Raw genomic sequence first — 13657 nt, 5'->3', positions numbered from 1 at the left:
ACCAATTGGGTTGAATTGGATTTCAGAGATGAAAATAATCAACCTTATGAGGGCATTGAAGTCACCATTGAAGACGCTGTTGGAACCATTCAAACCATAAGTTTAAAAGCAGGCTCGAACCTTATTGAGAATATAGCGAGTGGCCCAATAAAAGTTAGCATGGAGCCTCAAGAGTTAATTGATCTTGTTGAAGACCGGGATAAGCGAGTTGAATCAGAAAGCTCCCCAGTTGTTGATTTTTCTAAAGAAGAAAAAGGTGGCTTAGAAGGTGATGTAAATAAGGTATACCAGCAAGTCACAATAGGTGATTTATGGAGTAAAGCGCCTGATTATCACTTTCCTGAAGAACACCATAAAGGAAAGCTAGGAAATCTAAGTTTTGTTCATAATGAAAGCTACGTTATTGAAATTTTAGATTTTACTAAGCAAGAAATTCGTTTTGGTGTCTTTTTTGATGGAACGGGTAACAATTCGTTTAACGCTGATTTTGGTGCTGCGTGTGAAGAAGACGGCTTTGTGCCGGATGAAAATATAGATGTATGCAAAGAGTTAGTTACTTTTTCGGATAAGCACCGTGGTAGTTATAATAATTCGGTAACAAATATAGGACGTCTTTATGATGAATATAAAGCAGAAGATAAAAAAAGCTATCGAATTTATATGGAAGGGGTTGGGACTAAAGCATTAGAAGAAGATGAACGTTTTCCAGACATGGGACTAGGTATTGGTGATCGTGGTGTTATTGCTATTTCCATGAAAGCTATTGATGTTATTCTTTTGGAATTGAATAAATTAGGCATGAATATTCACCTTATAAAATTAAGTTTTGATATCTTTGGTTTTAGTCGAGGTGCTGCGACAGCTCGACATTTTGCTAATGAAATTTATAAGAAAAAAGATGGGTTGGTATATGAGAAATTACAATTAAATAGTTTTTCTAAAACAAGTATTAACTTTATTGGCTTATACGACACAGTGGCTGCTATTGGTTGTATAAAAGATTTACTCGATACAACAGACGAACACAATCATGGTATTAACCTATATCTACCTAAAGATATTGCCAGTAAAGTAGTGCACTTTACAGCGCATCATGAGTGTAGAGATAATTTTGCATTAAATTCAGTTGCTCCTGAACATCAAGAAATCGCCTTACTTGGTGTTCATTCAGATATCGGTGGTGGATATAAAGATCCGATTGATAGTGTGATGATTATGAAACCATATCTGCGTACCATTAGTGAAGGTGATTGGCATGCCGAACAGAAATTTAATAACAAAGCAGCAGATAAAATAGAAGAGATGAAACAAGAGTTTTTGCCTTATGTTGTTTCTACAAGTTGTTTTTCACAAAATAATGTACTGAAAACAAGGCTCACGAATAAGCATTGTCGATTTAGATCAACACTATCAATGACGCGAGACATTTCACCTGATCTTCAGCTACTTTCATTTAATTTAATGCATAAAATAGCGATCCAAAATAAGGTGCCACTCTCTAATAATACTCTAAATTTTGATGATAAATTAACAGAACTCTACTCATATTATGAAGATTGTTATAATCATTCAAAAAATATTTCAGGATTATCAATTATAAAAGAAATTCCCGAATCTTTATCATCTTACGTTTTAAAAAAATATATTCATTGTTCAGATCATTGGGCGCTAGATACCGGGATGTATACAATGAAGCCTAGGGTTAATCAATACGGTGAACGTGAACGACAAATTTGGACTCATAAAAAACAGAAAGGATATCCATTTTGAATAAGTACCTTTTAATTACTCTTTGTTTATTAGTTTCCTCTTGCTCAATTAAATCTCAGCAGTTAAATGAATGGAGAGTTTCTACAATAGCTCCAAAGTATTATATTGTAAGAGTGGATACCGTTCTTATTTTTGGAGAAAAGAAAAAAATAGGTTGGAAAGGAATGGTAGGAAAGACAACGGTATCTTCATCGGATCCTTTAGGTTGGGCGGGAGGGGAACGTTATAATTCCGGTTACTCAATTAAAAGTATTGAGTTGCCTGGCTCTTTATATGTCCGTTGGCATTCTTTAGCAAATAAAAAAACATATCACCAAGGCATTAAAGTATCAGAAGATATCCGTAATAAAATGCGTGAATACCACAATATACGCTGCGGATATTATAATTTATTACTCCCATACAAAAATAATATTTTATTAGGCTTAGCCCCTGATGGAATGATTTCTGTATTTCTTAATGGTGGATGCTTTGATAACGAGCTTCAATTTAAAGTACAAGCAGTAGAAGATAAAGTAGTTGATGATTTTGTGTATCCAGAGTTAAGCGAAGAAGCCCAAGCTTATGTTGATGAGCACGGTGTTCCCGTTGGTATTTGGTGAGGCTTGTGATAAGTATTCATAAGTCCCTTCTTATTATTTTTTGTTTATTGATCAGTGCTTGTTCCGTTAAACATCAAGTTAAATCTCAGCAGTTAAGTGAATGGACGGTTTCAACTATATCACCAAAATATTATACAGTAAGAGGTGATATTTTATTGATAGAAGGGGAGACAAAACAAAGGGGGTGGAGGGGAATGATTGGAAAAGCTACTATGGAGTCAGAGCAACCTTTAAGTTGGAATGAGTTGGGTCGTTTTCACTCTGGTTACTTTATTGAAAGTAAAGAATTACCCAGATCGCTTTATATTCGTTGGCACTCATTAGCAAATAAAAAAAGTTATCATAAGACAGTTGTGGTTTCTGATGATTTACGAAATAAAATGCGTGAATATCACGATATACGCTGCGGTTATTATGATTTATTACTTCCATATAAGAATAATATTTTATTGGGTCTGGCTCCTGATGGAATGATTTCCGTATTTCTTAATGGTGGATGTTTTGATAACGAACTTCAATTTAAAGTACAAGCCGTAGAATATAAAGTAGTTGATGATTTTGTGTATCCAGAGTTAAGCGAAGAAGCCCAAGCTTATGTTGATGAGCACGGTGTTCCCGTTGGTATTTGGTGAGTCTTGTGATGAGTATTCATAAGTCTCTTCTTATTATTTTTTGTCTATTGATTAGTGCTTGTTCCGCTAAACATCAAGTTAAATCTCAGCAATTAGTTGAATGGACAGTATCTACGCTAGCTCCTAAATATTACTCCGCATACATTGATATTTTATTAATAACTAGTAAAAAAAACAAGGTGGGTGGAGAGGGATGGTTACAAAATCTACTAAGTTTTCTAAACATCCAAACTCTTGGGAGGGAAGAGAAAGATACAATTCAGGTTATTCAATTCAAAGTACTGAATTGCCTGGACTAGTTTATATTCGTTGGAATTCATTAGCGAATAAGAAAATAGACAAAAAAACTATCAAAAAATATTCGTAATAAAATGTGTGAATATCATGAAATGAGGTTTAATAATGAACTTAAATTCAACTTTCAAGCCAAAAATATAAAGCAGTGGTTATTTTTATATAACCACTACTATTTAATAAATATTATCTAACAAGTATATTAAAATGATGGCCTTAATTATTTGATAACCACGTTTTACTAATTTTAAACACTGCTTTTTTTATGTTACTTGGACCATTAAGTTGACATGTTGGTCTATGTACTTCTCCAGGGTAAAAAACTGCAAAGTCACCGGGCTTTAATACAATACGTGTTGTCAGTGAATCATCTTCAAGGAAGATAAGGTCTGGTTTTATCTCATCATACTCTTCAGGATTAGTTATCGAATTACTCACTGCGATGATTTCCTCTCCAGAAAGAAGTACTTGAATATCAATATACTTATTATGGAATTCACTTTTACAATTGCCTTCAGGACTTGTCACAGTGGTAAGTATAAGATAAAAAACAGAGTCATCAATAATGTCATACTTACCGTCTTCTTTTTCAAGCAATCTCTCGAAGGAATATTCTGTTTTACGTAACAAATTTAATAATGGCTGAGGTAATAGTGCCATATCAAGTTGTTCTAAATTACCAATATTCATGGTCTAATCCTTTTGATTGAGGTTTTATTTTATGTTGCATTGATTATTAATGAGACATTGCGATAACATAGTTCTGAATTAAAAGTATAAAGGCCATCATCCTAATGATTAATCACTCTTTGATGATGGTCTTTTATCTTAATTATGTATGTTATATTTTCTTATCAATAGTTAATAAAATGCTTAACAAGGAAAATTATAGCTATATGAGTTTAGTTACGGTGCGCTTGTGTCGGTGTTTCAGCTTTACATCGTTGATATTCAGCTAAGCAAAGTTGCTCAAATGTAACTGCGACCCAACCACTAACAAGCATATCAAACCATTGCTCAACACCACTACAAGCTACAACAATATCTCCATGTACAAACGATCCATAAAAAAGAAGATCATCCTCTTTTAATGATGCTGTTTGTGCTGTTTGATTTTGAATGTTTGCACGTTGATTCCGCCACGCTTGTTTCGCTTTATTTCGAGAAAATTGATCAAAGGGAATTATCCACTCTTCTGGCTGACCTATTGTATGTTCATATAGGATAGCGTCTTCAAAATTTGATTCCCACGGTTTTACTCGAGGATCCATCACTACAATATGAAGTTGATTTCGATTAGTTCGTCCAAAAAGATTTTGAATTGATGGGCTCACCAAGTTAATAGCATCTTTGATAATATCAATATGTGTTTTCATTACTTACCTATTTTATATTGTATGTAGTATTTAATTAAAAATTTATTTAGACATAAATATGGTGATTAAGGTTGAGTATTCAACGCTTTAGGTGATTGATTCTGTATATCTACCTGTCCTTGCTTAGCGAATCGTTTACTATAAAGAGCTGTTACTATTGGTACTAAAATTACTGTTACGATTACAGATGCAGCAACTAATGCTGTTGCTGATTGAGCCATTGGTGCAAAGTGAGGATTCATCTCAGCAATGATAAATGGGTTAGCAACAGCGGCGCCGGCTGTAGACGATGCCGCAATACCCGCAGTACCATTACCACCACCAATCAATCTATCAACAATAATTAATGGGATGCCCGTAATTATAATCACAGCAAGTCCTAAAAGCAGGCCTAAAATACCAGTATCCATAATCACAGAAAAATTAATTGTATTACCTAATGCAAAACCAAAAAATGGAATTAATACAGCAGTGCCTTGACTAAAAAATGCTTTTAGCTCTTTATCTAAGTTACCTAAAATAAAGCCAATGATAAATGGTAAAATAGCACCTATAAAATGATGCATTTCAAATGCAGCTAGACCAGCAGAGCCTAAAATAATCATAGTCATTAAGGGACCAGATTCAACAGACATTAAAACAAATGCACCTGCTTCTTCTTTTGTTCCATATTGATTCATTAAGCTGGCATATAAACCACCATTCGTCATGTCCATGGCTGAAACAAGAGCCAATGTCGATAATCCTGCAAAAAAACCAGCCTCAACACCATATTCCGGAAGTAATCGAGAGGCTATAATTGCGACTCCCCATGCAACAAGAATTTTAGTAATAACTAACGTACCTGATTTACGCATAATAATACCGCTAGAGCGAATATCAATAGAGGCGCCAATACAGAAAAACCAGACCGCCAAGATTGGTATTGTCCCCGTAATTATACCATTAGTAAATGAACCAAAATATTGTCCAGTTCCTGGAAAAAAGGTATTTAATGTAGCTCCTAGTAATAAAGGAACTAGCATCATACCTCCGGGAATTTTATCTATAGTTTGTTTTATTTTCATTTCAATTTAACTCTCGTTATTTTAAACCATTAAGAATTGAAATAATTTCAAATACCTTAATTATTTCATCCATTGAATACATTGCGTTAACAACTAATTTACTTTTTATCTTCCGTGCATTTAAGATTTGATATAAATAACAATTAAATTTTGTTTCTATCAGATACACCTGACAGGGCACTACTTATTGATATAAGCCAAATCTACCATCCTAATTTATCAAGTATTTATTTTATTTGTAGTATTATATTTTAATATTGTGATTGCGATCTATAAATCCCTTGTAAAAGTAGGGTTAATGGCATCTTTGATTAAATATTCTTTAATTCAGTCGCTTGTAGTAATTATATTGTGATTTTTACTCGATAGTATATCTATGGGATAGTATGGCTGGTAGGTTTTCTTGGTATTTTATTGGTTGATTTGTGTTATTATATTTTTAATTGGTGGGGTTATTAAGATATATTGGAGTTATTGTCCAAATCAGGTGAAGTGAGTAGGTTTTTTAAAAGATAGAGTAGTCTTTTTATCGCATTAAAAAGAACTAAACTGGCCATAACAGCCAGTGTCATTATCAACGAATAACAATCTTCCTCGGAATTAACTCAATCCCTGCTTGATAACGTTTTGCTGAAGCATTCAACCCTAACGCTAAGGCACTGTCTGCAATCAGTTCGAATTGCTGTGGTAGAGAATTTACTTTAATAGGTAAAAAATCAAGCAAACGGTTATCACCAAAGGTGCCAAGTTTCACTGTTCCCATCAACTCTGGCTTCTCAATCAGTACATCCAAAATACCTTCAAGTAGGATATAAGAAGTAGTGATAATCGCGTCTGGAATCGTGTCTTCTTTTATCCATTGTTCAAAGGTTGCTTTGCCTGATTCACTATTAAAGTGCTCGCCATAGCCAGTGATACTCATTAAGCCTTTTTCTTTGGCTTTAGCTTCAAATCCCAGCTGACGCTGACGAGATATATTCAGTTCAGGTAAAGCACCAATTAAGCCAATTGATTTTACGTTCTCATTAACCACTGATTTGGTCAGTTCGTAAGCCGCATCAAAATCTTCACTGATCACACAACCAAAGTGCTCATCATCTAATGAGCGGTCAATCGCGATAATGGGTGTGCCTTTTTCTTGAATCGTTAAATAATACTCACTGCCATCAGGTAGACAACTTGCAACGAATAGGGCATCAATACGGCGACTGATTAACGCGTGTGCGACATTCTTTTCTGTTTCAGGATCATCATCAGAGCAGCCAATTAAAATTTGATAGCCAGCTTTACGAGAATTGTACTCTAATAATTTAGCTAGCTTAGCGTAACTGGTGTTTTCAAGATCAGGAATGATTAATCCAAATGAACGGCTGCTGCCTGCACGCAATGCAGAAGCAGCATGATCTGGACGATAATTATGTTCATCAACCACCGCCATTACTTTTAACTGTGTCTTTTCGCTGATGCGGTATTTCTGTGCTTTACCATTAATGACATAGCTTGCGGTTGTTTTTGAAACGCCAGCAAGTTTGGCTATTTGATCTAATGTCATGGTGCAGATCCTTAAATTTGTGGGTCGGATCATATAAATTTAGATCCAATCATTTTATGAGTTGAATTATATGCTGAATCGTTTCAGTATAAAAGCTGAAAGGATTCAGCAAATTTGAAAAGCGTGAAGTTTGCGCTATTTTTACTCTTAGTAATAAATTTTTTGAGTAAATGTATTTGCTGAACTTTTTTTTAATGCTTTGCTGAATCGATTTAGCAGGGTGTAAATATGACCTTATATTGATTGATAAACTAAGCGAGAGGCTAAGACCCATGCTGACACTGACAAAGAATGACATTACGTTGCAACAAGAAGCAACGGATAAGACAACAGCAATCAAAGCGATTGCAAAGCAACTAACAGAAAAAGGCTTAGTTGCAGAGAAGTACGTAGACGGAATGCTAAATCGTGAGCAACAAAACTCAACGTTTTTAGGTAATGGTATTGCTATCCCTCATGGTACAACCGATACCCGTGACTTAGTCAATAACACCGGCGTTGCTGTGCATCATTTCCCACAAGGCGTTAACTGGGGTGATGGTAATGTGGTTTATGTTGCCATTGGTATTGCGGCTAAATCAGATGAGCACCTAGGTATTTTAAAGCAACTGACTAAAGTATTGTCTGCTGATGGCGTAGAAGAGAAGCTAAAACAAGCGAAAACAGAAGCCGATATTATTGCTTTATTAAATGGTGACGTACAGTTTGACGCTGATTTTGACGCCTCATTAATTCAATTGCTTTTCCCTGCAAGCGATATGATTCAAATGAGTGCGGTTGCGGGCGGTTTATTAAAAAATAGCGGTAATGCAGAAAGTAAATTTGTTGCGGAATTAGTAACTAAAGAACCAACGCATTTAGGTAATGGTTTATGGTTGGTAAGTACTGACAAAGGCGTTAAACGCTCAGGTATGTCGATTGTTACTACCGCTAATAGTTGTGAATTTAATGATCTACCAGTTAAAGGGTTAATTGCGATTGCATCATGTAATTCATCTCATAAAGCATTCTTAACGACGATTATTAACGCAGTTTCTGAGCAGCAACAAGATTCGATTTTGTCTGCGACTTCAGAGCAATTACTTTCGATGTTTGCACCGTCTTCAGAAGATGTGGTTTCTGACGTTGATGCAGATAATACCGCGGTCTTTAAAATTAAAAATGCACATGGTTTACACGCTCGTCCAGGTGCAATGTTAGTTGCAGAAGCGAAGAAATACGAATCAAAAATCACCGTGTTGAATTTAAATGGTGATGGCAAAGCGGTGAATGCAAGAAGCTTAATGAAAGTGATTGCGCTTGGTGTTAAACACGGTCACGAGCTGCAATTTACAGCAGACGGTGCTGATGCAAAAGAAGCATTAGCGGGTATTGGTGCTGCTATTTCTTCTGGTTTAGGCGAGGGTTAATTGATGAGTCTTAATTCAAAAAGCAAAGTAGTTACTATCACGCTAAACCCTGCGTTAGATTTAACGGGCAGTTTAGATGCGTTATCGGTTGGCTCTGTGAGTTTAGTTAGTAAAGGCTCACTTCATGCGGCGGGTAAAGGCGTAAACGTTGCTAAAGTGCTGTCTGACTTAGGTGCTGAAGTGACGGTTACTGGCTTTTTAGGCCGTGATAATGAAGAGCTATTCTGTCAACTGTTTGAAGAGATGAAAGCCAATGATGAGTTCATTCGTGTCGATGGTGCAACTCGCATTAATGTGAAATTAGTAGAGCAAGATGGTCGAGTGAGTGATATCAACTTTCCGGGTGTTGAAGTCTCTGAACAAGCAATTGCCGAGTTTGAAGTTCGTTTGTTTGAATTAGCAAAAACACATGAATTCTTCGTATTAGCTGGCAGCTTAGCAAGAGGCATTTCTCCTGAACAGTGTGCTGAGTGGATTGAAAAGCTGCATCAAATGGGTAAAAAAGTCTTATTTGATAGCAGTCGTGCTGCATTGGCTGCAGGTTTAGACGCTCACCCTTGGTTAATTAAACCAAACGATGAAGAGTTATCTGAGTTTGTTGGTCGTGAATTAGATACACCAGAGGCATGCCAACAAGCCGCTCAAGATCTTGCACAAAAAGGCATAGAAAATATCGTCGTGTCGTTAGGCTCTAAAGGCGTAATGTGGCTTGGGAAAAATGACCAAGAGCAACCAGAGTGGATGTATTCCCAACCACCTAAAATGAATGTGGTAAGCACGGTAGGTGCTGGTGATACGTTAGTTGCTGGCCTTTGTTGGGGTCACATGCAGCAAGATTGGGATCGTTCACAAATATTATCTTTTGCTACCGCTTTATCTGCTTTAGCTGTATCGCAGGTTGGCGTTGGTGTACCAAATATCGAAGACGTAAAAGAATTACAACAACAAGTAACCCTACACAACCCTATTTCTTCAAACGTGTAATCACGTTTAGTCATAGATTAAGGACAAATTATGAAAAACATAGCTATCGTAACAGCATGCCCAAGTGGTGTAGCAAACAGCATTATTGCTGCGGGTTTATTAGAACAAGCAGCAACAAAACTGAACTGGAAAGCATCGATTGAATGTCAATCAAGCGTGTTACCTGTTGATGTATTAACACAAGAAGTCATTGATTCTGCAGATGCCATTATTATTGCAGCAAATACAACGGTAGATAACACTCGATTTGTAGGTAAAAAAGTATATCAAGGCTCAATTTCAGAATGTACAACAGACCCTAAAGCATGGCTAGAAGATGCAGTGAATAAGGCCGTGGAATTAACCGAATCTGATGTTGTGACAACGTCAACGGTTACCGCTGATGCGACAGGTCCTAAGAAAATCGTTGCGATTACTGCATGTCCAACGGGTGTTGCGCATACTTTCATGGCGGCAGAAGCGCTAGAAGAAGAAGGTAAACGTCAAGGCCACATTATTAAAGTAGAAACTCGTGGCTCTGTGGGTGCAAAAAATCAGTTAACTGACCAAGAAATTGCAGAGGCTGATTTAGTCATCATCGCTGCGGATATCGAAGTCGCCCTTGATCGCTTCAATGGTAAGCGCTTGTATAAAACAAGCACAGGTTTAGCACTAAAGAAAACAGAACAAGAAATGGGTAAAGCTTTCTCTGATGCGACTGTTTTCCAATCATCAAGTAAAGCGCAATCTTCTCAAACCGAAGAGAATAAAGGCATGTACAAACACCTTATGACAGGGGTATCACACATGCTTCCTGTTGTTATCGCTGGTGGTTTGTTGATTGCACTGTCTTTTGTATTTGGTATCGAAGCATTTAAAGAGCCGGGCACAATCGCTGCTACATTAATGGATATTGGTGGTGGCGCGGCATTTGCGTTAATGATCCCTGTTCTTGCCGGTTTCATTGCGTTCTCAATTGCTGACCGTCCTGGTTTAGCGCCAGGTTTAATCGGGGGTATGTTGGCTAGCTCAACTGGCGCTGGTTTCCTTGGTGGTATCGCGGCTGGTTTCATTGCGGGTTATGCGGCAAAATTCATTGCAGACAAAGTGTCCCTTCCTCAATCAATGGAAGCACTTAAGCCAATTTTAATCATTCCATTCGTGGCGAGTTTATTCACCGGTCTAGTAATGGTTTACATTGTTGGTGGCCCTGTAGCAGGTATCATGTCTGCACTGACAGAGTTCCTAAACAACATGGGTTCAACTAATGCGGTATTACTGGGTGTTATTCTTGGTTGTATGATGTGTTTCGACTTAGGTGGTCCAGTAAACAAAGCAGCATATACATTTGGTGTTGGTCTTCTGGCTTCACAAACGTACGGTCCAATGGCGGCTATTATGGCGGCTGGTATGGTTCCTGCGCTAGGTATGGGTTTAGCGACATTCCTTGCTAAGAACAAGTTTGAAGCCGGTGAGCGTGAAGCAGGTAAAGCCTCATTTGTGCTTGGCTTATGCTTTATCTCTGAAGGTGCGATTCCATTTGCAGCGAAAGATCCAATGCGTGTTATTCCAAGCTGTATGGCAGGTGGTGCATTAACCGGTGGTCTATCTATGCTATTTGGTGCACAACTACTTGCTCCACACGGTGGTCTGTTCGTACTTCTTATTCCAAACGCGATTACACCAGTATTCATGTACTTGGTAGCAATTGCAGCAGGTACTGCGGTAACGGGTTTCACTTATGCTTTCTTGAAAAATAAAGCGGATGCGAAAGAAGTGGTCGCTGCGTAATAAACAGATAATTTAAAACAAAATGGGCGCTTCCAAGTGTATTGGAAGCGCCCATTTTTTATGTTTGGTGATTGTCCTTAAAACATGAAGTTTACGCCAGCACCAATTGAAGAGATGTAATCGTCAGAAGCGAGTGACATATATTGATATTCAAGATTGAAGCTTACAGAAGGAAGCAGCATCATTGTTGTACCTACAGCAACATAAGGTTTAGTTGACTCCGCCTCTTGTTTTAAGGTTTGATTATTTACCTTATATTGATATTCAACATTGGTGTGGTTTAAGCCAAACTTTCCATAGAAAGAGCCGTAATAAGACATAGGAAAATACATTTTTGCAGCAATAGTGGCACCTGTCGCTGATGCTTTATCATTATTGGTTACAATATCATTCATTGATGCTGTCATGTAGTAACTTAGATCCATCGCAAGCATTGGTGCGAAATGATAGTTATAACCAACTTGAGTCATTAAACCACTACCATGTGAGTCATCAATTTTCAGGTTAGCAAAGCTTGGCTGAATGTAGATTTGGTGTAAAGTGTCTGTAGCTTGTGCAGAGGTTGTTGCACCTAGCAACAAAAATGGGAGTAACCTTTTCATTATAAGCTCGTTTTTTTACCTAATGCGCGATTTTATTGTGAATGAGACAAGGTTGTAAAGTAAATTAAGGATTGAAATGACATTAACTATTTGGTTTTCATTATTATTAGTATCAATGCTTGGAGCAATGTCACCAGGGCCGAGTCTGGCGACTGTTGCAAAGCACACGTTATCTGGCCGACGAATTAATGGTATTGCAGCTGCATGGGCACATTCGGTCGGTATTGGTATTTATGCTTTTGTGACGGTTATTGGCTTGGCGGTGGTACTGCAACAATCCCCAATATTGTTTAAAACGATCAGTTATTTTGGGGCCGCTTACTTGGCTTATTTAGGCTACGGAGCATTACGATCAACAGGAGGTATTGCCGCAAAGTTAGAATCTGGTGAGCAAGTAAGTCTTATTGAATCGGCAAAAGAAGGTTTACTTATCTCTCTTTTGAATCCTAAGATCGCTTTATTTTTTATCGCATTGTTCAGTCAATTTGTGGCTGTAGGTAATGACCCATTAGATAAAGCAATTATAGTGATTACGCCTATTATTGTTGATGGTCTGTGGTACACCATTATTAGCTGTTTGCTGTCGGCACCTAAAATTGTTGATAAGTTAAGAGCCCAAGCTAAATGGATAGATCGCCTTTCTGGTGTTGTGCTTATTTTATTGGCAGTGCGGGTTGTTTTTTATACTTAAATTCCTTGTTTAGTCATTGATACGAAAGAGGAAATAGATTGATATTAAGTGTTCACTTTTTTTGATGTGTATTTTCACTTAATATAACGCCTCAGTGCATACAAGGTATGCGTAACGCATTCTATTATTTTGTTATTAATACATAAGGTTTCTCATGACATTTCAAGCTGCAATTTTCGATATGGATGGACTGCTATTAGACACTGAACGTGTGTGTATGGGGATCTTTAAAGAGGCATGTGAAGCTCAAAATGTTCCATTTATTGAAGAACTGTATCTTTCTATTATTGGCTGTAATGCAAAGCGTATTGAACAACTGTTTCGCGAAGGTTATGGACCAAGTGTTGACTACCCAGCATTAAATCAAGAGTGGCGAGTACGTTACACTGCTGTAGTTAAGCATCAAGCTATCCCAGTAAAAGAAGGGATTATTGAGCTACTAGAGTGGCTAAAAGCAAATGAAATCCCAATGGCGGTTGCGACATCTACACAGCATGATATTGCAATTAAAAAATTGGAATTAGCCGGTCTTGATGGTTATTTTGATGTATTAGCGACGGGGTGTGAAGTTGAGCATGGCAAACCTCATCCTGAAATCTATTTCTTAGCGGCAGAGCGTTTAGGTATTGCTCCTGAAGTATGCCTTGCATTTGAAGACTCTAATAACGGAACTCACGCCGCCGTTGCAGCAAATATGATCACCTATCAAATCCCAGATTTAGTAGAGCCAAGTGCAGAGGTCATCAAACTTGGTCATCAAATCCTACCGTCTATGATTGATGTGTTGGTTGATTTAAAAAACCGCAAAGCCTAGCTTGTTTTGAACTAAATAATGTAGAAGTAAAAGAAAGGCGGATCACTGTGTAGTGTCCGCCTTTTTTGTTTAACGTGTATCAGTAGATATGATC

At 37.3% G+C, this 13657-nt stretch carries 14 protein-coding genes and 1 pseudogene; 10 read left to right on the top strand and 5 right to left on the bottom strand.

Translation table 11 applies throughout. The annotated features are described in order from the left end of the window. Nucleotides 1-15: 15 nt before the first annotated feature. The 5 genes and pseudogenes from A6E06_RS19205 to A6E06_RS20180 all read left to right on the top strand — a co-directional run bounded on the left by A6E06_RS19205 (nucleotide 16) and on the right by A6E06_RS20180 (nucleotide 3371). Nucleotides 16-1770, top strand: a complete 1755-nt coding sequence (locus A6E06_RS19205) for a DUF2235 domain-containing protein (RefSeq protein ID WP_255312113.1) — start codon at nucleotides 16-18, stop codon at nucleotides 1768-1770. Continuing rightward, entirely contained in the window at nucleotides 1767-2372 is a 606-nt protein-coding gene (locus tag A6E06_RS19200) for a DUF2931 family protein (protein WP_065592710.1), read from the top strand. The genes A6E06_RS19205 and A6E06_RS19200 overlap by 4 nt, the downstream gene beginning before the upstream one ends. After that, nucleotides 2369-3004, top strand: a complete 636-nt coding sequence (locus tag A6E06_RS19195; RefSeq protein ID WP_369688557.1) for a DUF2931 family protein — start codon at nucleotides 2369-2371, stop codon at nucleotides 3002-3004. Before A6E06_RS19200 ends, A6E06_RS19195 begins: the two co-directional genes overlap by 4 nt. An 8-nt stretch (nucleotides 3005-3012) precedes the next feature. Continuing rightward, a pseudogene (locus tag A6E06_RS20240) lies at nucleotides 3013-3162 on the top strand (hypothetical protein); the annotation flags it as partial. Nucleotides 3163-3197: 35 nt separating this feature from the next. Continuing rightward, nucleotides 3198-3371 (top strand): hypothetical protein, encoded by a 174-nt coding sequence (locus A6E06_RS20180; RefSeq protein WP_255312111.1) that lies wholly within the window; start codon nucleotides 3198-3200, stop codon nucleotides 3369-3371. 143 nt (nucleotides 3372-3514) lie between these two features. Here the strand turns inward: A6E06_RS20180 and A6E06_RS19185 are convergent, their stop codons facing one another. The 4 genes from A6E06_RS19185 to cra all read right to left on the bottom strand — a co-directional run bounded on the left by A6E06_RS19185 (nucleotide 3515) and on the right by cra (nucleotide 7293). Then, complete coding sequence (locus A6E06_RS19185) at nucleotides 3515-3988, bottom strand: YhcH/YjgK/YiaL family protein (protein WP_065592712.1); 474 nt, start codon at nucleotides 3986-3988, stop codon at nucleotides 3515-3517. A gap of 212 nt (nucleotides 3989-4200) precedes the next feature. Next, nucleotides 4201-4674, bottom strand: a complete 474-nt coding sequence (locus A6E06_RS19180; RefSeq protein WP_065592713.1) for a hypothetical protein — start codon at nucleotides 4672-4674, stop codon at nucleotides 4201-4203. A 65-nt stretch (nucleotides 4675-4739) separates the two neighbouring features. Beyond that, a complete protein-coding gene (gene kdgT / locus A6E06_RS19175) occupies nucleotides 4740-5741 on the bottom strand; it encodes a 2-keto-3-deoxygluconate transporter (protein WP_065592714.1) in 1002 nt (333 codons plus the stop codon). 574 nt (nucleotides 5742-6315) lie between these two features. Beyond that, complete coding sequence (gene cra / locus A6E06_RS19170; RefSeq protein WP_065592715.1) at nucleotides 6316-7293, bottom strand: catabolite repressor/activator; 978 nt, start codon at nucleotides 7291-7293, stop codon at nucleotides 6316-6318. Between the two features lie 272 nt (nucleotides 7294-7565). On the opposite strand from cra, the gene fruB reads away from it, so the two are divergent. Genes fruB through fruA form a run of 3 tightly spaced genes read left to right on the top strand, consistent with a single transcriptional unit; the run spans nucleotide 7566 to nucleotide 11456 of the window. Continuing rightward, nucleotides 7566-8702, top strand: coding sequence for a fused PTS fructose transporter subunit IIA/HPr protein (gene fruB / locus A6E06_RS19165; protein ID WP_065592716.1), 1137 nt, complete (start codon nucleotides 7566-7568; stop codon nucleotides 8700-8702). 3 nt (nucleotides 8703-8705) lie between these two features. After that, on the top strand, nucleotides 8706-9686 hold the full coding sequence (pfkB, locus tag A6E06_RS19160; RefSeq protein WP_065592717.1) for a 1-phosphofructokinase: 981 nt from the start codon (nucleotides 8706-8708) through the stop codon (nucleotides 9684-9686). 30 nt (nucleotides 9687-9716) lie between these two features. Further along, nucleotides 9717-11456 (top strand): PTS fructose transporter subunit IIBC, encoded by a 1740-nt coding sequence (gene fruA, locus A6E06_RS19155; protein ID WP_065592718.1) that lies wholly within the window; start codon nucleotides 9717-9719, stop codon nucleotides 11454-11456. A 77-nt stretch (nucleotides 11457-11533) separates the two neighbouring features. Here the strand turns inward: fruA and A6E06_RS19150 are convergent, their stop codons facing one another. Next, nucleotides 11534-12058 (bottom strand): porin family protein, encoded by a 525-nt coding sequence (locus tag A6E06_RS19150; RefSeq protein ID WP_065592719.1) that lies wholly within the window; start codon nucleotides 12056-12058, stop codon nucleotides 11534-11536. Nucleotides 12059-12134: 76 nt separating this feature from the next. On the opposite strand from A6E06_RS19150, the gene A6E06_RS19145 reads away from it, so the two are divergent. Both A6E06_RS19145 and A6E06_RS19140 read left to right on the top strand, forming a co-directional pair. Then, nucleotides 12135-12749, top strand: a complete 615-nt coding sequence (locus tag A6E06_RS19145; protein ID WP_065592720.1) for a LysE family translocator — start codon at nucleotides 12135-12137, stop codon at nucleotides 12747-12749. 154 nt (nucleotides 12750-12903) lie between these two features. Then, entirely contained in the window at nucleotides 12904-13563 is a 660-nt protein-coding gene (locus tag A6E06_RS19140; protein ID WP_065592721.1) for an HAD family phosphatase, read from the top strand. The last annotated feature ends 94 nt before the right edge of the window (nucleotides 13564-13657 follow it).

It is taken from the genome of Aliivibrio sp. 1S175 (assembly GCF_001690985.1).
In the GTDB taxonomy this organism is placed as follows: Bacteria; Pseudomonadota; Gammaproteobacteria; order Enterobacterales; family Vibrionaceae; genus Aliivibrio.
Note: the sequence above shows the minus strand (reverse complement) of the source record. Positions and strands in the feature narration are given on the sequence as shown.